Genomic DNA, 18,985 nt, shown 5'->3' on the forward strand with positions numbered 1-18,985 from the left:
TCACTCGGCCCAGAGGCCGTGGGCCCTGTGCCAGTCCTCGAGCGAGGCATCGGGATAGCGGGCGAAGGTCCGGTCCTGCGGCGCGGCCTGCAGAGGGATCCAGTCGGGTTTGAAATCGAGCATGATATGCGTGCGCGCGGGGGCTTCAGGCAGCGGGGTGTCGATCACCGAGGCCAGCGGATGGACCAGTTCGGGCCAGGTCGGATCGTAAAGCCAAAGGTGGCAGCCGCAGCGGGTGCAGAAATTCCGCTCGGCGCCGGACAGGCGGCAGGCGCCGTCCTCGTCGTGGATCTCGGCCCGGAAGACGCCCAGATGTTCCGCGCCTTCGATGCTGAGGCTGTCCATGCGGGCGCCAAGATTGATCGCATAGCCACCCCCGCCCGACGTCTTGCGGCAGATCGAGCAATAGCAAAGCTGGTAGGGCACCGGCGTGTGGCTGGCCACGGCAAAACGCACCGCGCCGCAATGGCAGCTTCCCTCAAGCGACAGGCCGCTCATCGGTGCGCCGTCCCGGTTTCGGCCCGGGGCGCCGGTTGCGGCGGCGTCGCGGGCAGGGTGGCGGGAAGGGCGAGCCGGGCCATCATGCGCCCGGTCCCTTGGGCGGGCGACCCGGACCGCGCCGGGTCAGGGTGCGAGCATTCTGCCCGGTGCGTCTGGCATAGGGGTCGAGCGCCGCGCGCGCCACCACGATGGGCGATTTGGACTGGCCAAGGGCCTTCGCGACGCCGCGCTGCGCGTCGCCTGCCGCGTCGATCTTTTCCACCAGCATCCGGGTGTATTCCCCCGGACGCAGCCGCCAGACACCCATCGCGCCCAGAAGCCGCATGGCGACCACCTGCTGGGCCTGCGCCAGCATCAGCCCGGTTTGCAGGGTCAGGCGGAAAAGATCGGGCAGGGTGCCGAAGATCACGACAATGCCCCCATCACGCGGGCATTGAAGCCATAGACCTTGCGCGCGCCCTCGTAGGGGATCAGCCGCACCTCGCGGGTCTGGCCCGGCTCGAAGCGGACGGCAGTGCCGGCGGGGATGTCGAGCCGCTGGCCCATCGCCGCCTCGCGGTCGAAGCTGAGCCCCGGATTGGTTTCGGCGAAATGGTAATGCGAGCCCACCTGCACCGGGCGGTCGCCGGTATTGGCAACCGCGATCACCGTCACCGGCGCGTCGGCGTTCAGGGTGATGTCACCTTCGGCGGGAAACAGCTCTCCGGGGATCATGGCGCGCTCCTCAGGCGAAGGCGAGAACAAGACCGGCACCGGCGGTCAGGGCGCCGAGGCCCCGGATCGCCAGCCGGTTGACGGCGCGGCCCACGGCGATGCCTGCGCCGTGCAGCGCGGCGGTGGCCAGCGCGAAGCCCAGCGCATAGAGGGCGAGGCCCGTGGCCGGACCTTCGGCGCCATGCGCCCAGCCATGGGCAAGCCCGAAGGCGGCGACGACCGGCAACAGCAGCGCCATCGGCGCGCGGACGGCCATGGCGATGAGCGCGCCCAGAACGATGATCGAGGCAAGGATCATCGGCTCCATCGCCGGAAAGGTCAGGCCGGCCGCGCCCAGCGCGCCGCCCGCCAGCATCGCGCAGACGAAGGTGGCGGGCGTGGCCAGCACCGAGGCTCCGCCGCGCTGCGCCGCGATCAGGCCCACCGCCAGCATTGCCAGAACGTGGTCCAGACCGCCCAGCGGATGCGACAGGCCGCTCAGAAAGGACAGACCGGAATGCCCACCGCTATGCGCCAGCGCGAGCGTGGGCAGGGCGGCGAGAGGCAGGGCGACGGGCAGGGCGAGGGCGATTGCGCGCATGGGGAAATCCTTTGGTCAGCGGATCGGATGGTGGACGGTGACAAGCTTTGTCCCGTCGGGAAAGGTGGCCTCGACCTGCACGGAATGGATCATCTCGGGGATGCCCTCCATGCATTGCGCGGCGGTGACGACATGGGCGCCCGCTTCCATCAGGTCGGACACGGCGCGACCGTCGCGCGCGCCCTCGACGACGAAATCGGTGATCAGTGCGACCGCTTCGGGATGGTTCAGTTTCACGCCGCGTTCCAGCCGCCCGCGCGCGACCATCGCGGCGAGGCTGACCAGAAGCTTGTCCTTTTCACGGGGGGTAAGATTCATGCCATTCTCCGGGACATTCGGGTCTCCTAGATCTGCCAGACGCGGGGCAAGGGGCCCGGGCGCAGGACCTGCACGAGGCGGGCGATCTGGCGCCTGAGTGGCCAGCCATCCGCCGCCATCAACCGTATCGTCAGTTTTCCATCGAAACCAGAGGCCGCGCCCCGCACGCCGGGCTCGTCCAGCGCGGCGCGAACGGGGGCCAGCGCGTCCTCGGCCCCCCGCGCGACCAGTGCCATCGAGGCGAAGGCGCGGGCGCCCGCCAGCGTGGCGGAGCCGTGAAGCGCGGCGGCGGTCAGTTTCAACGGTTCGACAAGGACCGGGCGGCCCGCGCGCGAAATCTCGCGCGTGTCGTGCAACAGCAGATCCTGCACCGTCTCGCCCATCGCCGCGCGGCCCAGCACGATGGCTTCCAGCGTCAGGCACTCGGCTTCCGGTCCCAGCGCGATGCGGGTGCGGCGGCGCAGGGCCGAGCGGTCGAACAGGATGGTTTCCTGCGGCAGCCAGTCCAGCCGGCCCCGCGTGATGTCCAAAGCCACATCCATCCGCGCGATGCCGCCGCCCGCCCGGTAGGCGCGCTCGGCGGTCTGGGTGGTCGCGGTGGTGTCGCTGTCGCATTGCAAGGCATAGCCCAGCCGGTCGCCGCCGGTCAGCCCGCCCGACGTGTTCAGGAACACGATCTCGGGGCGCCGGGGATCGGGCAGGGTGATCGCCTTGGCCGAGCCCTGGGTGAACAGGCGTTTGATCCGCCCGCCCTGCAAGGCGACATCGGCGGTGCCTCGGGTGCGCTGGTGCAGGATCTGGGGCTGGGCATGCATGGATCGGGGATACCGCGCCCTGCTGGCGGGCGGGAAGAGGCGGCAGCGCAAGGCACCGGAGAGGCGCGGTTACGGGGCATCCGGGCGACGGGATTGCCTTCGATTTGTGCAGGGTGTCTATTCTCTGGGCGGATCGGAAGAATGCTCCCCGACTCAGGGGCTTGGACGACGGGCACCGACCGCGGATCGGGCAAAGCTTGCGCATAGCCGGGGCGATTTGCCGCTTTCGCCCGCGCCCGAAGTTTGCCAGCATGGCGCTGAAACCTGATCGCCGGCAGACCGAAACGATGCGACCCGATGCCAGATGGGCCTTTGCCCGCTACCGCGCGATCGCGCACCGCCTGCCGCAACCGGCGCGGCCCTGGCCGAAGCACAGCTATCGGATTCTGGATCTCGATTACGTGCTGAAGCGCTATGACGGCTTCATTCTGGACGCGTTCGGCGTCTTGAATATCGGCGAGGGCGTGCTGGAGCAGGCGCTGAAGCGCGTGGCGACGATGCGCGCCCTGGGCAAGAAGGTCATGGTGCTGACCAACGGCGCCTCGGCCCCACGCGCCGAGGCGTTGGCCAAGTATCGCGGCTGGGGATTCGATTTTGCCGATACCGAGGTGATCGCCAGCCGGGATCTGGCCGCGGCGGCTCTGGCCGGGCGCGGGGGGCTCTGGGCCGGGATCGCGCCCGAAGGGGCGGGGTTCGCAGATCTGCCGGGCGATGTGCGCGCGCTGGACAACGATCTGCTGGGCCGCGCCGACGGGTTCCTGTTCCTTGGCTCGCAAGACTGGACCGACGCGAAACAGGCGGCCTTGGTCGCCGCGTTGAAAGCCCGTCCGCGTCCGGTGATCTGCGCCAATCCCGACATCGTCGCCCCGCGCGAAGACGGCTTCACCTGGGAGCCCGGCCACTGGGCGCATCAATTGCCGGTCCCGGTCGAATATCACGGCAAACCCTTCGCGGGCGCCTTCGATGCGGCGCTGGCCGCGATGGGGTTGCCGCCGGAGCAGGTGGCGATGGTGGGCGACACGCTGCATACCGATATCCTCGGCGGTCACGCAGCGGGGTGCGCCACGGTGCTGATCACCGGGCACGGGTTCTTCAAGGGCGTCGACCCTGACAGCTTCATCGAGGCGACCGGCATCGTGCCGACCTTCATCGCGGATGAAACATGAACCACAAGCCGTTGAAACCGGGGGAAGAGGTGACGCAGGCGGCGTTGTCCGCCGACGCTTCGCTGGGCTTCATCGGCCATGTCGAAACGCCCTGGAAAACGCTGGCGGACTGCCCCAAGCGCGCGGATCCCGACGGGCCCGTATCGCTCGTGGTGGTCGATCCGCCCTGGGACCGGGCGCTTCTGGGGGTCGGAGATTTCGCGTGGATCGAGCTGTATCTGTGGTTTCACGAGGCGCGGCGCGACCTTCTGGTGATCGCGCCGGGTCATGCCGAGGGGCTGCGGGGCGTGTTTTCCGTACGCTCGCCCGTGCGCCCGAACCCGATCGCCGTGACGACCGTGAGGCTGCTCGGGATCGAGGGGAACACGCTGCGCGTGGCCGGGCTGGAAGCGCTGGACGGGACACCGCTTCTGGACATCAAGCCCGGGCGGTGCCCCGTCCTGTGATCACTCGGCCCGCGCCACGGAGGGTTGCGCGCTGAGCGGGATGTCGCGCAGGAAGAACGCGGTCAAAAGCCCCACGACGGCAAGCCCCGCGACGATCCAGTAGATGGGCGAGATCGCATCGACGACATGCACGGCGATGGTCGCGCGCATCTCGGGCGCCATCTGCGCCAGCTGGGCCGGGCCGACCTCGGGGTGGATGGCCAGACCGTTGAAGCTGTTGGCAAGCCGCGTCGCCATCAGCGCGCCGAACAGCGCGACAGCGATCGAGGCGCCGATCTGCCGGAACATCACGCTCGACGCGGTGGCGGTGCCCAGCACTTCGCGCGGAACGGCGTTCTGCACCGCCGTCGTCAGCACCGGAAAACTCAGGCCCAGCGAGAAGCCGAAAAGCAGCAGCATGGCCGAGAACATCCAGACCGAGGTATCGACCGCGATCTGCGACAGAAGTCCGCCCGCGACGATCAGCAGCGCCATGCCCACCAGCGTCAGAAGCCGGTAGCGCCCGGTGCTGCGCATGTAGCGCCCCGCAACGGTGGTTGCCGCGATGATGCCCAGCGTCATCGGCGCCATCAGCAGTCCCGACACCATCGGCGAAACCCCGCGCGAGACCTGCAGATAGATCGGCAGAAAGGTTACGGCGCCGAACATCATGGCCCCGGTCAGGAAGCTCAGCAGCGACGTGTTGCGGAACACGTTGCCGCGAAACAGCTCCAGCGGCAGGATCGGTTCGGGCGCGCGGCGCTCGATGGCGACGAAGCCCAGCCCGGCGATCAGCACGAGGGCGGCCAGCGCCGCGCTTTGCACCGAAAGCCACGCGAAGGTGGTGCCGCCCAGCGCGGTGACCAGCGTCAACGAGGCCAGCGTGACCGACAGCAGCGCCGCGCCCGCCCAGTCGATGCGGTGCTTGTGCGTGGCGACATGCGCGGGGAAACTGACGGCAAAGCCCACCACGGCCAGGATGCCGAGCGGCACGTTGATGAGAAAGATCCAGTGCCAGCTCAGATGCTCGACGAAATAGCCGCCGATAAGCGGCCCGACCATCGACGAGACCGAAAAGACGGCCGCGAACATGCCCTGCACCTTGCCGCGCTCCTTGGCCGACAGCACGTCACCCACGACCGAGAGCGCCAGCACGAAAAGCCCGCCGCCGCCCAGCCCCTGCACCGCGCGCGCGAGGATCAGCGCGGTCATGCTGCCTGCAAGCCCGCACAGAAGCGAGCCCAGCAGGAACAGCCCGACCGATATGAACACCATGAGCCGGCGGCCATAAAGATCACCGAGTTTGCCGTAAAGCGGCGCGGCGACGGTCGAGGCGAGGATATAGGCCGTGACGACCCATGACAGGTGCTCGAGCCCGCCAAGGTCGGCGACGATGGTCGGCAGCGCGGTCGAGACGATGGTCTGATCCAGCGCAGCAAGCAGCAGAAGGGTGGCGACCGAACCGATGACCAGACGGATATTGACGGGTTGTGACGGTTCGGACGTGTCGGGGCCGGCCGAAGCGGCCGAGGTTTCTGGCGAATTCATATGGGATCTCGAATTGGACAGGCGCGAAATATGGCGCGTCGCGCTGTAAACTGGCGTTTCAGGGCAGCCAAGGCAAGATGCGCGGGGTATTTAATTTGTGAAATTTCTGTTTCAGCCCGCGGAACGCGGATCAGGCGCTTTCGCGCGATCCCCCGGTCATGCCGTCCAGAAAGATCGCCTCGAGCGCGGAATTGCCGTCGATCAGGTCCCGCACGGTATAGCGGTCGAGCGTGCCATAGAAGGCGGTCAGCGCCTCGCACAGGATGCCTTTCAGCCGGCAGGCACCGGAAAGCGGGCAGGTGTTGCGCCGCTTGTCCATGCATTCGGCGAAGGGCAGATCGGCTTCGAACATGCGGAAAACGGTGCCGACCGAGATGTCCTCGGCCTTCTGCGCCAGCACGATCCCACCGCCGCGTCCCCGCGAGGTAATCAGATAACCCGCGCTTTCGAGCTGGTTCACGACCTGCGCGACGTGGTGAAACGAGGCATTGCAGGCCTGCGCCACATCGGCGGTGCGCAGGCTGTCGGGGTAGCTTACTGCGCAATGCATGAGCGTTCGCATGGCGAGGTTCGTTCGGAGGGTCAATCGCATGAAAGGTCCATCTGGGAAAAGCGGGCCGGCCCGGGCCGACGGCGAAGCGCTTGGCGGGGCGGGCATAATCCGCCTCCGGTGCGCGCATTTCCTAGGCAGAGGCAGGATGCGCGACTTTGATCCAGATCACGAAACGGAGCCCGGATATAAATTCATTCTCGATCGCGGCATGTTTTGAACACCAGCGCGCGCTTGACTTCGCCCGGCATCCTCCGCAATCTGCCAAATAGGGAAACACAGTTCCAATATTTGGAACTTTGCGAGGAAGGATGACGGATATGGGCGACCGTATCGGAATCGCGCGCATCATCGCGCCGCGATCCATCGCGCTGATCGGCGCGACCGAGGATTACGCGAAATTCGGGGGGCGGATCTTTCATCACCTCGTCGAGCATGGCTATGCGGGCACGATCTATCCGATCAATCCGCGCCGCGAGACGGTGCTGGGCCTTCAGGCCTATCCCAGCGTGCGCGATCTTCCCGCCGCGCCCGATATCGCGCTGGTCGCGGTGCCAGCGTTGAAGCTGGAAGAGATGATCACCGACTGCGGCGAGGCGGGCGTGGGCGCCTGCGTCGTCGTCACCGCGCAGATGGCCGAATTCGGTGCCGAGGGCGCGGCGCTGGAGGCGCGGATCGTCGAGATCGCCCGCGGCTACGGGATGCGGATCGTCGGGCCCAATTGCATGGGCTTCATCGTGCCCTCGGCCGACATGGCGCTGTCCTCGACCCCCACGCTTCGCTATACCGGCCCGTTCCGCAAGGGCGGGGTGGCGCTGGTCAGCCAGTCGGGCGCGCTGATGGGGGCCCTTTACGTCGCCTCGCACGATCACGGTGTGGGCCTGTCGGGCATGGTCAGCATCGGCAATCAGGCGGATCTGGAACTGTGCGACTTCGTCGAAGGCTTCATCGCCGATCCGGCGACGCGGGTCATCTGTCTTTATGTCGAGGGCCTGAAATCGCCCGCAAGGCTGCGCGATCTGGCGCTGAAGGCGCGCGCGGCGGGCAAGACCATTCTGGCGGTCAAGGCCGGGCGGACCGAGGCGGGCAGCGTCATGGCGCGCTCGCATACCTCGTCGCTGGCCGGGTCGTTCTCGGCCTTCGAGACGCTCTGCCGCGAGACCGGCATCGTGGTGATGGACGATCCCGACAGCATGATCCTTGTGGCCGGGCTGATGGATGCCAATCCGCCGATGGGGACGGGCGGAATCGGCGTCGTGTGCTCCTCGGGCGGGGGCGGTGCCGTTCTGGCCGACCGCATGGATCTGGCCGGGCTGCCGGTCGCGACCTATTCCGAGGACACGCGCGACCGGATGGACGGCGATTTCCAGCGTGCGCATCAGAACAACCCGCTGGACCTGGGCGCCCACAAGGGCGCGCTGGAATTCGGCATCTTCGAGCGGGCCATCCACGCGGTGCATGAGGATCCGAATGTCGGCCTGCTGACCTATGTGCTGACGCCCCAGCCGCTGATGCCCGAGACGATGCGCTGCCTGATCGACGCGTTCAAACGGCAGACGAAACCCGTTCTGATCGTGCAGACGACCTCGCGTTTTGCGGGCGATCTGCGCGAGATGCTGCTGGACGCGGGCGTGCCGCATGTCACCCGCGTCGACGACGCGCTTCGGGTGATGGAGGCGATGGTGGCGCGGCGCGATGCCTTGGTGCGCGACGGCGTGCCTGCCCGGATCGGGGACCAGCCGCTGGCGGTGGCGCCGCGCGCGGGCTTCCTGACCGAGCCCGAGGTCAAGGCGATGCTGGCCGCCGCCGGCATTCGCGTGCCGGGCGCCGAAGGCTGCGGCACGCTGGACGAAGCGCTCGAGGCCGCCACGCGGATCGGATTCCCGCTGGTGATGAAGGGGGTCGCGGCGGATGTCGTGCACAAGTCGGATGCCGGGCTGGTCAAGGTCGGCATCGGGGACGAGGCCAGCTTGCGCGACGCCTATGCCCAGATCGTCGCGGCTTTTGCCGAACACGCCCCGGGACAGCCGGTGCGGGTGGATGTGCAGCAGATGATCGGCGCGGGGGTCGAGCTTCTGGTCGGGGTCACGAACGAGCCGGGTTTCGGGCCGCAGATCGTCGTTGGCGCGGGCGGCGTCTATGTCGAGCTTCTGAAAGACGTGGCTCAGGCCAGCGCGCCTATCTGCCCGGACGAGGCCGAAGCGCTGTTGCGGCGGCTCAAGCTGTGGCCGCTGTTGACGGGCGCGCGCGGGCAGGATCCCGTCGACATGTCCGCGCTCTGCGACGCCATCGCGCGGATTTCGCAGCTGGCGGCGGATCTGGGCGAGGCGCTGGTCGATATGGAGGTCAACCCTTTGCGCTCAACGCCCGACGGCGCCTATGCGCTGGACGGACGCGCGACGCTGGCCTGACCGGGAAACTGCGGCGGGGCGGCGTCGCCCCGCCAGCCATTGGCCCAGGCGGCCTCGATCCGGCGGATCGTGTCGTGTTGCAAAGCGACGTAATGGGCGATCGTGTCCTCGCCCAGCCGGTTCATCGGCCCGGCGATGCTGAGCGCGGCCACCACGTCGCCATGCCGGTCACGCACCGGGCTGGCGACGCCCTTGGCGTCCTCGTTCACCTCGCCGATGGCGACCGCGTAGCCCTGTTCGCGGATCCGGGCGAGCTGTTCGCGCAGCGCGTCGGGATCGGTGATCGATCGCGCGGTATAGGCGACAAGCGAACGCGCCACCTCGTCGATGACCGAGGCGGGCGCATGGGCCAGCAGAACCTTGCCGCTGGAGACCGATTGCAGCGGGGCGCGGGCGCCCAGATAGGCCAGCGTGCGCACGACCGAGCGGCTTTCGATCCGGTCGGCCACCACGTTCCACAGGCCGTCGCGCACGTTCAGCATGACATTCTCGGGCACCTGTTCGGACAGTCGCAACAGGAACGGATGCGCCACCGCCACCAGCGTGTTGCGCGACAGAAGCTTCGCGCCGATCTCGAAACTGCGGAAGGTGGCTTCGTAGAGGGTGCTGTCCTCGGCCTGCCGGACGTAATCGAGTTCCTGCAGCGTCTGCAGCAGGTGGAAGGCGTTCGAGCGGGTGATCCCGTTGGCGCGGGCGATGTCGCTCAGCCGCATCGGGCCATCGGCGCGGCTGAGCCCTTCAAGCACCCGGAAAGCTTTCTCGACCGACTTGATCATGCCGCGTGTTCCGGGCTTCCAAGGCTGGGATTGTTGCCCGCGAAAGCGCCCGCGCGCAGGCCGGCAAGCGCGCCGAGCAGGGGGGGCAGCCGCTCGTCGCCATACCGGCTGGCGGGTCCGACCAGCCCGATCGCGCCAAGCGCCGGGTTCGCATCCGGCGACAGGGGCAGGGCGATTTCGAACGTGTGGCGTTGCGGATGATCGGTGATCAGCCCGTACGCACCATGCGCCGGATCGCGCGGGGCGCCGGGATCAAGCGCAAGCCCGAACGCGGTATCCTCGGGCGCGAAAGTCTGGCTGTCGGGCAGGATCGCCGCCAGCGAGCGCGGCGGCAATGCATTGGCGATGATGACGATTCCCGCGCCCGAGGGCAGCGCGAAAGAAGCGGTTTCCTCGGTCCGGCGGGCGAGGTCTTCCAAATGGGGCAAGAGCGCCTCGCGGTAGCGGGTGCGCGTGGTCACCCGCTGGCCCAACAAGGCGACCTTCAGGGACGCGCTGTAACGCCGCTCAACCGGGTCGTGCAAAACGTAGCCCGCCGCAACCAACGTCGACAATGTCCGGTGGATATTGGATTTCGGCAATCCCGTTTCGCGCACAAGGTCGGCGATCTGGACGGGCCCGTCCGCCGCGATCACCCGCTCAAAAACATCGAGACCTTTCAGCAATGTGCGGTCCACGCCAGCGCTCCTCTTTGGCGCAGGATACGAGGGGCGGCGGCGCAAGGTCAATGCGGGCTATGGAAAGGTAGTGTTCCAATATTCAGAACGCACTCCAGTATTGCGAGACAAAAACGCGCGTGCTAGCCTCCGACTCGTCTGGGAGGACAGCGCCCGCGCAGGGCGCCGACATGGGAGGATTTCATGCGGAAGACTTTGGCTTCGTCGCTGGCGCTGATCGTCGGCTTTGGTGCAACGCAGGCCCTGGCCGAATGGCCCGAGCGTCCGATCACGATGATCGTGCCCTACAACCCCGGCGGCACGACCGACATTCTGGCCCGCCGCGCCGCCGATGCGATCTCGGCCGCCGTGGGGCAGCCCGTCGTGGTGGAAAACCGGCCCGGCGCGGGCGGTGTCGTCGGCGCCACGCAGGCCGCGCAGGCCGAGGGCGACGGCTACACGATCTTTTTCGGCAACAATGCCACGCAGGTCGTTCAGCCGCTGATCAATCCGGCCGTCAGCTATGACCCGCAGGCCGATTTCGTGGGCGTCGCCACCGTCGCCGACGCGGCGAGCTTCCTCGCTGTCAACGGCGATCTGCCGGTGACCAATGTCGAAGAATTCGTGAGCTGGCTGGGTGAGAACGACGCGACCTATGGCACGGCGGGCGTGGGCTCGATGGGGCAGTTCACCGCCGAGATGTTCCTTCTGGCGACCGAAACCGACGCCACGCATATCCCCTATCAGGGATCGAACAACGCGATGGCGGCGGTGATGTCGGGCGAGATCGACTTCATGGCCGATCCGGTCGCGGCCACGCAGGCGGGCGACAGCCACCTGCGCATCATCGCCGCCCTGACCGCCGACCGCCATCCGAACCTGCCTGACATGCCCACCGCGCGCGAGCAGGGCGTGGACATGGCGATCGAAGGCTGGTTCGGCGTCTGGGCGCCCGATGGCACCGATCCCGCCTATCTGCAGGCGATGTCGGCGCCCCTGGCCGATCTGGTCGCCAGCGACGATTACCGTGAGCAGGTGCTGCGCATGGGGATCCTGCCGATCTATCGCGATCCGGCGGCCACCGATGCGGCGGTCAACGCGATGATGGTCGATTTCGCCGAGATCCGCGACGCGGCCGGCATCACGATCGAATAAGGCCTTCGGCCCCCGCCCGAAACGGCGGGGGCTTTGCCATCGGGTGGGATTCATGAATTTCGACAATATCGACTATCTCGAACAGGGCGGCATCGCCGAGATCACGATCCGCCGCCCCGAGAAGAAAAATGCGCTGACGTCGCAGATGTTCACCGATCTGCGCGCCTGTTTCGACGCTTTCGCGGCGGGCGACGCGCGGGTGGCGATCCTGAAATCCGTAAGCGACGACGTGTTCAGCGCGGGCGCCGATCTGACCGATCCGCCCGAGCGCTTCTGGGAAGGCGTGCCCGAGCTGGGCTTTCGCTGCGACAAGCCGATCATCGCCGCGCTCAGCGGCAAGGTGATCGGCGCGGCGGTCGTGCTGACGCAGATGTGCGACCTTGTCGTGATGACCGAGGATGCCGCGCTGATCTATCCCGAGGCCAAGGTCGGCGTCGCCAAGGGCGCGGTGTCGATCCTGACGAAGCGGATGCCGCTGCGCGTCGCGCTGGAAATGATGTTTACGGGCGAGCCGCTGAGCGCCGAGCGTGCCTATCAGGTGGGCGTGGCCAATGCGCTGGTGCCGCCGGGCGAGCATGTCGCCCATGCCCGCGCGCTGGCGCAGAAGATCGCCGCCAACGCGCCCCTGGTGGTCGAGATGCTCAAGCGGATGTCGCTGGACACGCTGGGCGATGCGCCGATGCAGATGCAGATCGACATGGCCGCGCGGGTCGAGCGGGTGATGACGTCCGAGGATGCCGTCAACGCGCTGAAAGCCTTCAAGGCCAAACGCAAGCCGGTGTTCCATGGCCGCTGAGCCCCGGCCCGAGGGGACGCCGCCGCGCGGGTTGCGCGGTGTCCTGACCTCGCGCGAGGGGCTGGGCGCGCTGTTCCTGCTCATCTGCGCGTTGGTCGTGGGGATCGAGGCCTCGGGCCTGTCGATGGGGCGCGGGCGCATGGTCGGGCCGGGCTATTTCCCGGCGATCCTGTGCGGGCTTTTCGTGCTGTTCGCGGTGATCCTGCTGGTGCAGGCCATCGCGCCGGGACGGGTGAGCGTAGAATTCGGCCCGCTCAGACCGCCCGCGATGATGATCGCCGCCATCGCTGGCTTTTGCCTGACATTCCCGTTCCTCGGTGCGGGCGGGGCGATCATCGTGCTGGTGGTGATTGCCGCCCTGGCCGAAAGCGGGCGCGGACCGGTTGAGCTGCTTGTCCTGTCGGTGGTGTTGGTGGCGCTGGTGTGGCTGGTGTTCCGCATCGGGCTGAACCTGCAATTGCCGATGTATCCGGGAGACGTGTGATGATCGAGAACCTGATGCTGGGGTTCGAGGTCGCGTTTTCGGCCTCGACGCTGTTCTACTGCTTCCTCGGCGTGTCCATCGGCATGTTCATCGGCGTGCTGCCCGGCGTGGGGCCGCTGGCGGCGATCTCGATGCTGCTGCCGCTGACCTATTACACCACGCCCACCAACGCGCTGGTGATGCTGGCGGGCATCTATTACGGCGCGCAATACGGCGGCTCGGTCGCTTCGATCCTGCTCAGACTGCCCGGTACGGCGTCCAGCGCGGTGGTCTGTCTCGACGGCTACGAGATGACGCGCAAGGGCCGGGCAGGGGCGGCCCTGTTCCTGTCGGCGGTGGCGTCCTTCATCGGCGGGTCGATCGGCATCATCCTGATGGCGGCTTTCGCCCCTGCGCTGGCGGAATTCGCGCTGCGCTTCGGCAGTCAGGAATACTTCATGCTGATGGTGCTGGGTCTTGTCGCCGCCTCGACCCTGTCCGAGGGATCGGCGGTCAAGGGGCTGGCCATGGTGATCTTCGGGCTGGTCCTGGGCATTGTCGGGCTCGACACGATTTCCGGCACGATGCGCTTTACCTATGGCGAGATGCAGCTGGTCGACGGGATTTCGCTGGTGGCCTCGGCCATGGGGCTGTTCGGTCTGAGCGAGATCCTCGTGAATATCGGCAAGGGCGACCGGGCGGTCAGCGCCTACAAGGTGACGATGCGCTCGATGATCCCGACGCGGCAGGAGCTGCGCGATTGCTGGCCCGCGATCTGGCGCGGCTCGGCCATCGGGTCGTTCTTCGGCGCGCTGCCGGGGACGGGGTCGACCATCGCATCCTTCTTCTCGTATGCGGTCGAACGCAAGGTCGCGCGCAACGCCAAGACCATGGGGCAGGGCGCCGTCGAAGGCGTCGCGGGGCCTGAGGCCGCCAACAACTCGGCCGCGCAGACCGCGTTCATCCCGACCCTGACGCTGGGCGTGCCGGGCGATGCGGTGATGGCGCTGATGCTCGGGGCGATGATCGTGCACGGGGTCCAGCCGGGAGCGGCGATGCTGAACGATACGCCCGAGGTTTTCTGGGGCCTGATCGCCAGCTTCTGGATCGGCAACCTGATCCTCGTGATCTTCAACATCCCGCTGATCGGGCTGTGGGTGAGCCTCTTGCGCATTCCCTATCGCTGGCTCTATCCCGCCATCGTCGTGCTGATCGTGATCGGCACCTATTCGGTCAACCTGTCGGTCTTCGATGTCTACCAGCTTCTGGCCTTCGGGGTGCTGGGATGGCTGTTGCGCATCCTCGCCTTTCCGACCGCGCCGCTGGTGCTCGGCATCGTGCTGGGACCGATGATCGAAGAGAATTTCCGCCGCTCGCTGATGCTGTCGCGGGGGGAATACACGACCTTCCTGGACCGCCCGATTTCGCTGATCCTGTTCCTGGCGACGCTGGCGATCATCGGGGCACAGGTGGTGTTGCCGCTCTGGCGCCGCTGGCAAGCCCGCGCCGAGGCGTGACGCGGCGAAAGGCCCGGCGGGAAAGCCGGGCCTTTTCAGTCATGCAGGGGTCAGTGCGTGCCGTTCGGGCAATGGCCGGTCTCGGTCGAGACCCAGATGCCGGGATACCAGGCATCGCCGCCTTCCAACTCGACCAGAAGCCAGCCATCGACCATCTGGAAGGCCTCGATCCGCATGCAGGCATTGAAGCGATAAAGCTGTTCGCTGTTCACGGTCGGCTGGGCCTGCGCGATGCCGGGCGTGACCACGTAGAAGGTCACGGCCGAGGCGGCGGCGGGGGCAAGAAGCGCAAGGGCGGCGGCGGCAAGGGCTGTTCTGAACATGGGAAATCTCCAAAAAGGGTGTGAATGACTTTATCCAGTGGGGGTGAGTGTGCCCGACGGGCGGGCCTGTGTCAGGGATCTTGTCCCGGCTGCGGCGTCAGAAGCGCGACAAGGCACCGATCATGACGGCCCCCAGAGCCAGCGCGCCGATGACCTCGCGGGCATGGTCGTCGCGCTCCATCCGGTAGGGGGCGTCGCTGTGGCATCCCGCCTCGACCGGGCGCAGGCGGTCGGCCGGATACCAACCGCGCACCGTTTCGAACTCGACCAGGGCGTAACCCCAGCGCAGGCTGAGCACCTCGACCCGCCCGCATTCGCGCACCGCACCGGTCATCGCGCTTTCGGGATCGGGCCGGGCAAAAAGCGGGCTGGTAGAGGTGACAAGCGCCGTATCGGCAGAAGCGACGGAAGCGGCGAGGGCGAGCGGGGCGGCGAGCAGGCACTTGCGGACCATGGCAGGATCCTTTCGGTTGCGTGGGGATCAGCGGCGCGAGAGCAGAAGACCGATGGCCAGACCCACGACAGCGGCGCCCACGGCGATATCGGTCTGGGTCTGCGGGTTCTGGCGCGGGCGCTGCGGCTGATGGGGCTGAGCGGGGCGCACGACGGGGTAGAAATAGACGGAGCCGGATGCGGTGGGCTCGACCGGGGTGCCGTAATCGCTGGCATGAGCGGGCAGGGCGTTGATCAGGGTCGCGGCGGCGGTAAGCGAGAAGATGGCGTTGCGAAACATGGGGCAGGTCCTTTCAGGGGTTCGGGTTGGGTTGTCTCTTTCGATGTCTTCACTCTGCCCCGAGTCGCGATTCCGCGCGGTTCCCGGGGGAACAGGGGCGCGCAGACCGGCTGAGCACGCATGAAAAAACGGACCCTCGCGGGTCCGTTTCGGGGTGTCTTGATCGGAGCGATCAGCGAAAGAAGAATTGCGCGTCACGACCCCAGCCGCGTCTGCCAGGCGTCTCGACGATCCGGCACAGTTCACGCACCCCGTGGCGCCCGTGCAAACGGGTGCAGCGCGTGCTCAAGGCGGTGCCGATCTCGCCCTCGGATGGCGCGCCGTAGCGCTCGCTGAACGTTTGTGGCGCTTGCGGCTCGGCTCCGGTGGTGTAGCGCTGCTGATAGCCATAGGTGGTGGCAAGGGCGGGGCTCAGCGCGGCCGAGGCGGCGAGGGTCAGAAGGATGGCGCGGATCATGGGATCTCCCTTGGGTTTGCGGTTCGATCCTTGCTTTATGCGCGGTCCCCGCGGATCGCGCGGTTCCACAGGGAACACGAACGCGAAACGGGCCCCGCCAAGGGGGCCCGTTCTTGGCAAACCTGCAAGGATCAGTAGCCGCGCGAATAGCCCGAATGCCCGCCGGACGCCGCCGGCCGATAGCCCGCGTTGCAATGCGCGTTGCTGTCCGAGACATAGCGCCCGGACAGCCAGCCATAGCGGCCCTGCCAGCTGGCGCGGACCCAGCCGTCCTGCCATTCGTGGGTGTCGATCACCGCGCAGCGCGGCAAGGTGGTGATGACGGCATAATGCGTCGACGGGCCGCTGCGGAAATTGACTCCCCCGGTGGTCCAGGCCTCGCTCGCCGAAGCGGCGGCGGGCAGTAGGGTCAGCGTGGCGGCGATGAGAAGATTGCGGAACATGGCGATGAAATCCTTTCAAAAGATCGGGTTGCCCGGCGACATGGCCGGCACCGTCTTTCTAGGCGTCGCGACAGAGCGGCGCGGTTCCGCAGGGAACAGGCTCAGCGATCCGTCAGCGTGAACAGATCGAGCGGGCCGAAACCCCGGATCTCGTGACGACCGAGCGGGCGCAGGGGCGTTCGGGCCAGGGCTGCGGCGCCGGGGCCGATCACCGCGGCGGGGCCAAGGCGTTTGCCCGCCTGTTCCAGTCGCGCAGCCAGATTCACGCAGGCGCCATGCGCGGTGTAATCGATGCGCGACGCGGTGCCGACATCGCCCAGAACCGCCGCGCCGCTCTCGATCCCGATCCGCGTGCGCCCGAGTTGAAGATCGGCGCGCAAGGCGTCGGTTTCGCGGATGATTTCGCGCGCTGCCGCCAGGGCGTGATCGACATGCCCGTCCTGATCGAGCGGGGCGTTGAACAGCGCATGAACCGCGTCGCCGACGATCTTGTCGACCATCCCGCCATGGCGAAGGATCACTGCGCAGACGGTGTCGAAATAGCGATCCAGCGCAGCGATCAGCGCTTCGGGATCGCGGTTGCGGGTGGCTTCGGTGAAGCCTTCGAGATCGGTGAAGAATGCCGTGACTTCACGCCTTTCCCCGGCGAGCCTGAGAAGACCCGGTCGCGCCGCCAGCTGCGAGACGACGACAGGCGGCAGGCTTTGACCCATCCTGTGGCGCAGCGCACGCTCGGCCCGGGCGGTCAACGCGGCCTGCGCAATCAGCGCGATCGTCGCCGCCCCGATGAGCATGAGCGCGGGCAATAGCGGATCAAGAAGCCGTCCGTCCGCCAGATGAGCCAGCATCGCGCCCGCAGAGAGCGTCGCGCCAAGGCCCAGGGCCAGCGCCGCGCCCCAGAGCGGCGTCATCACCGGCAGCGCCACGGCAAGGAGCCCGCCTGCGACCGCGAGGCCTGCGGCCTCGATCCGCCCGGCATGGCCGGGGCGCCAGGGCACGGCATCGGCCAGAAGGTCCGTGGTCAGGTCGGCGGCGATCTGCACGGACGGGTAAAGCGGCGCGGCCGAGGTAGGGCGCAACCCGCCACGCTGCGGGACGGAAGACCCGACGATCAGGATCTGGCCCTCGGGAAGTGCGGCTTCGCCGGACAGGACGGCCGCGGCATCCAGCGTGCGGGCGGCCCGCGCCGTGGCGTCGCGGGGGCGCAGGCGCAGGCTGGCCAGCGCATCGAGCGGTATCGACAGATCGCCCAGCATCAAGCGCAATCCGTCCGCGGCCTGCGCGATCACCGGGGCCGGGACATCGCGCGCACGGCGGACCAGTTCCAGCGGCAGCGAGGGCAGCGCCCTGTCCCCGATGCGCATCGCCACCGGACCCAGCCGCACGCGCGCGCTGGAATCGCCCGGCAATGACAGGCTTGCCAGCGTGACGCTGTCGGACAGGAAGCCCGGGCATGGCGCCTCGGCCCCCGGGGCGGACCACAGGCGGGCGACGGCGTCCTGCGTCAGGCCCAATGCAGCAGGCGCGCCCGGCAGGCTTGCGCCGCTGGCCGACAGCAAGACGCCCAGCACCGTGGGCGCGCGCGAAAAGCTCGCAGCCAGCGCGAAGTTCTCGGCGGAAGCTTCGCAATTTCCGGCGAAAACCACGTCCCAGCCGATCACCCGAGGACGGCTTTCCGCAAGCCGCGCCGCCAGCCGCGCCGAGCTGGCCCGCGACCACGGCGCGCCCGTGTCGTCATGGCGGGGTATGTCGATGACGCGCAAGGCGGGCATCGTGGGCGCCGGGCCCAACCGGACCAGCGTGTCCAGCGCACGCTCTTGCCAGGCGGTCATCGCGGGCGGGCGCGTCCACAAGAGCGCAGCACCGACAAGACACAGGCCCAGCACGACAAGGGCTGCGAGCGGGCGGCGCGGCTGGTCAGGCATCGCCGCCCGCTTCAGCCCGCAAGCCCTTGATATCGCACCGCCAGGCACCGGCATCGTCAAGGATCAGCCCGTCGTCGCGAAAGTCCTGCAGGACCTTGTTCACCTTGGGCCTCGTGGCGCCCAGCACGGCGGCAAGCTCGCCCTGCGAGAGGCCCAGCGACAGGCCCGCGCCCTCGGGGATGTCGGCGCCATGAAGCTGTTCGAGCGTGATCAGCAGGAAGCGCGCGACGCGGGCACGAAGCTGGTACAGAGCAATGGATTCAAGCTGCAGGGTGGTTGCGCGCAGCATCGTCGACAGGCGGGTTAGCGCGGCCTCGTAGAACGCCGGATCCTGCGCCGCCAGCCGGTCGAAATCACGCCGCGACAGGACATGCCCGGTCACGGGCCCTACCGCCGTGGCATCGGCGGAACGGGGCTGACGGTCGAAAAGCGCAATCTCGCCCAGCATTTCGCCCGCTTCGGCGTGCCGCAACACCAGCTCCTTGCCCGCCTGCGTGACCAGCGACACCCGGATCCGTCCGTCCTCAATCGCGACGAGCCAGTCGCCCGGATCGCCGCGCTGGAACAACACTTCGCCCGGGGCCCACCGGCGCGGACGCGCGGCGTCGGCAACGGCATCGAGCGCGTCGCCCGAGAGGCTTTCGAACATCTCGAAGGACTTCCAGAAGCCGCGATTGCGCATGTCGGGTCCCCTTTGCCGCACCGCGATGGTG

At 67.8% G+C, this 18,985-nt stretch carries 24 protein-coding genes; 7 read left to right on the forward strand and 17 right to left on the reverse strand.

The features are described from left to right. The 6 genes from C4N9_RS04660 to C4N9_RS04685 all read right to left on the reverse strand — a co-directional run bounded on the left by C4N9_RS04660 (nucleotide 1) and on the right by C4N9_RS04685 (nucleotide 2,928). The gene (locus C4N9_RS04660; RefSeq protein WP_109532124.1) at nucleotides 1-498 is read right to left on the reverse strand and encodes a GFA family protein; all 498 of its coding nucleotides are present in this window, start codon (nucleotides 496-498) and stop codon (nucleotides 1-3) included. 82 nt (nucleotides 499-580) lie between these two features. Further along, nucleotides 581-910, reverse strand: a complete 330-nt coding sequence (locus C4N9_RS04665) for an antifreeze protein (protein WP_109532125.1) — start codon at nucleotides 908-910, stop codon at nucleotides 581-583. Beyond that, nucleotides 907-1,215 (reverse strand): urease subunit beta, encoded by a 309-nt coding sequence (locus tag C4N9_RS04670; protein ID WP_109532126.1) that lies wholly within the window; start codon nucleotides 1,213-1,215, stop codon nucleotides 907-909. The genes C4N9_RS04665 and C4N9_RS04670 overlap by 4 nt, the downstream gene beginning before the upstream one ends. A gap of 10 nt (nucleotides 1,216-1,225) precedes the next feature. Beyond that, on the reverse strand, nucleotides 1,226-1,795 hold the full coding sequence (locus C4N9_RS04675; protein ID WP_109532127.1) for a HupE/UreJ family protein: 570 nt from the start codon (nucleotides 1,793-1,795) through the stop codon (nucleotides 1,226-1,228). A gap of 15 nt (nucleotides 1,796-1,810) precedes the next feature. Then, nucleotides 1,811-2,113, reverse strand: a complete 303-nt coding sequence (locus tag C4N9_RS04680) for an urease subunit gamma (protein ID WP_109532128.1) — start codon at nucleotides 2,111-2,113, stop codon at nucleotides 1,811-1,813. 26 nt (nucleotides 2,114-2,139) lie between these two features. Next, nucleotides 2,140-2,928, reverse strand: coding sequence for an urease accessory protein UreD (locus C4N9_RS04685; RefSeq protein ID WP_109532129.1), 789 nt, complete (start codon nucleotides 2,926-2,928; stop codon nucleotides 2,140-2,142). A 251-nt stretch (nucleotides 2,929-3,179) separates the two neighbouring features. Between C4N9_RS04685 and C4N9_RS04690 the strand changes: the two genes are divergently transcribed. Further along, nucleotides 3,180-4,094, forward strand: a complete 915-nt coding sequence (locus tag C4N9_RS04690) for an HAD-IIA family hydrolase (protein WP_245902454.1) — start codon at nucleotides 3,180-3,182, stop codon at nucleotides 4,092-4,094. Next, the gene (locus C4N9_RS04695) at nucleotides 4,091-4,540 is read left to right on the forward strand and encodes an SAM-dependent methyltransferase (RefSeq protein ID WP_109532130.1); all 450 of its coding nucleotides are present in this window, start codon (nucleotides 4,091-4,093) and stop codon (nucleotides 4,538-4,540) included. Before C4N9_RS04690 ends, C4N9_RS04695 begins: the two co-directional genes overlap by 4 nt. On the opposite strand, the gene C4N9_RS04700 is transcribed toward C4N9_RS04695, so the two are convergent. Next, entirely contained in the window at nucleotides 4,541-6,067 is a 1,527-nt protein-coding gene (locus C4N9_RS04700; RefSeq protein WP_109532131.1) for an MDR family MFS transporter, read from the reverse strand. Nucleotides 6,068-6,197: 130 nt separating this feature from the next. Next, on the reverse strand, nucleotides 6,198-6,659 hold the full coding sequence (locus tag C4N9_RS04705) for an RrF2 family transcriptional regulator (RefSeq protein ID WP_109532132.1): 462 nt from the start codon (nucleotides 6,657-6,659) through the stop codon (nucleotides 6,198-6,200). 278 nt (nucleotides 6,660-6,937) lie between these two features. Between C4N9_RS04705 and C4N9_RS04710 the strand changes: the two genes are divergently transcribed. Next, nucleotides 6,938-9,028 carry an acetate--CoA ligase family protein gene (locus tag C4N9_RS04710; RefSeq protein ID WP_168192115.1) on the forward strand — a complete coding sequence of 697 codons (2,091 nt, stop codon included), beginning with the start codon at nucleotides 6,938-6,940 and terminating at the stop codon, nucleotides 9,026-9,028. Here C4N9_RS04710 and C4N9_RS04715 read toward each other — a convergent pair. Both C4N9_RS04715 and C4N9_RS04720 read right to left on the reverse strand, forming a co-directional pair. Next, the gene (locus C4N9_RS04715; protein ID WP_109532134.1) at nucleotides 8,995-9,804 is read right to left on the reverse strand and encodes an IclR family transcriptional regulator; all 810 of its coding nucleotides are present in this window, start codon (nucleotides 9,802-9,804) and stop codon (nucleotides 8,995-8,997) included. The two genes, C4N9_RS04710 and C4N9_RS04715, sit on opposite strands and share 34 nt — an antisense overlap. After that, nucleotides 9,801-10,481, reverse strand: coding sequence for an IclR family transcriptional regulator (locus tag C4N9_RS04720; protein WP_168192116.1), 681 nt, complete (start codon nucleotides 10,479-10,481; stop codon nucleotides 9,801-9,803). The genes C4N9_RS04715 and C4N9_RS04720 overlap by 4 nt, the downstream gene beginning before the upstream one ends. A 183-nt stretch (nucleotides 10,482-10,664) precedes the next feature. On the opposite strand from C4N9_RS04720, the gene C4N9_RS04725 reads away from it, so the two are divergent. The 4 genes from C4N9_RS04725 to C4N9_RS04740 are packed head-to-tail and all read left to right on the forward strand — an operon-like array spanning nucleotide 10,665 to nucleotide 14,391. Further along, entirely contained in the window at nucleotides 10,665-11,615 is a 951-nt protein-coding gene (locus tag C4N9_RS04725; protein ID WP_109532136.1) for a Bug family tripartite tricarboxylate transporter substrate binding protein, read from the forward strand. A 52-nt stretch (nucleotides 11,616-11,667) separates the two neighbouring features. Next, entirely contained in the window at nucleotides 11,668-12,411 is a 744-nt protein-coding gene (locus C4N9_RS04730) for an enoyl-CoA hydratase/isomerase family protein (RefSeq protein ID WP_109532137.1), read from the forward strand. After that, complete coding sequence (locus C4N9_RS04735; protein ID WP_109532138.1) at nucleotides 12,401-12,895, forward strand: tripartite tricarboxylate transporter TctB family protein; 495 nt, start codon at nucleotides 12,401-12,403, stop codon at nucleotides 12,893-12,895. The genes C4N9_RS04730 and C4N9_RS04735 overlap by 11 nt, the downstream gene beginning before the upstream one ends. After that, nucleotides 12,895-14,391, forward strand: a complete 1,497-nt coding sequence (locus C4N9_RS04740; RefSeq protein WP_109532139.1) for a tripartite tricarboxylate transporter permease — start codon at nucleotides 12,895-12,897, stop codon at nucleotides 14,389-14,391. Before C4N9_RS04735 ends, C4N9_RS04740 begins: the two co-directional genes overlap by 1 nt. Nucleotides 14,392-14,441: 50 nt before the next feature. Here the strand turns inward: C4N9_RS04740 and C4N9_RS04745 are convergent, their stop codons facing one another. The 7 genes from C4N9_RS04745 to C4N9_RS04775 all read right to left on the reverse strand — a co-directional run bounded on the left by C4N9_RS04745 (nucleotide 14,442) and on the right by C4N9_RS04775 (nucleotide 18,954). Then, nucleotides 14,442-14,714: a hypothetical protein gene (locus C4N9_RS04745; RefSeq protein ID WP_109532140.1), complete on the reverse strand. Its 273-nt coding sequence runs from the start codon at nucleotides 14,712-14,714 to the stop codon at nucleotides 14,442-14,444. Between the two features lie 97 nt (nucleotides 14,715-14,811). Continuing rightward, nucleotides 14,812-15,168: a hypothetical protein gene (locus C4N9_RS04750; protein WP_109532141.1), complete on the reverse strand. Its 357-nt coding sequence runs from the start codon at nucleotides 15,166-15,168 to the stop codon at nucleotides 14,812-14,814. Between the two features lie 27 nt (nucleotides 15,169-15,195). After that, entirely contained in the window at nucleotides 15,196-15,447 is a 252-nt protein-coding gene (locus C4N9_RS04755) for a hypothetical protein (RefSeq protein WP_109532142.1), read from the reverse strand. A gap of 172 nt (nucleotides 15,448-15,619) precedes the next feature. After that, entirely contained in the window at nucleotides 15,620-15,904 is a 285-nt protein-coding gene (locus C4N9_RS04760; RefSeq protein ID WP_109532143.1) for a hypothetical protein, read from the reverse strand. 131 nt (nucleotides 15,905-16,035) lie between these two features. Continuing rightward, complete coding sequence (locus tag C4N9_RS04765; protein ID WP_109532144.1) at nucleotides 16,036-16,347, reverse strand: SH3 domain-containing protein; 312 nt, start codon at nucleotides 16,345-16,347, stop codon at nucleotides 16,036-16,038. A 101-nt stretch (nucleotides 16,348-16,448) separates the two neighbouring features. Further along, entirely contained in the window at nucleotides 16,449-18,272 is a 1,824-nt protein-coding gene (locus C4N9_RS04770; protein ID WP_168192117.1) for an adenylate/guanylate cyclase domain-containing protein, read from the reverse strand. Next, complete coding sequence (locus C4N9_RS04775; protein ID WP_109532146.1) at nucleotides 18,265-18,954, reverse strand: Crp/Fnr family transcriptional regulator; 690 nt, start codon at nucleotides 18,952-18,954, stop codon at nucleotides 18,265-18,267. Before C4N9_RS04775 ends, C4N9_RS04770 begins: the two co-directional genes overlap by 8 nt. Nucleotides 18,955-18,985 lie beyond the last annotated feature (31 nt).

It is taken from the genome of Pararhodobacter marinus, assembly GCF_003122215.1.
In the GTDB taxonomy this organism is placed as follows: domain Bacteria; phylum Pseudomonadota; class Alphaproteobacteria; order Rhodobacterales; family Rhodobacteraceae; genus Pararhodobacter; species Pararhodobacter marinus.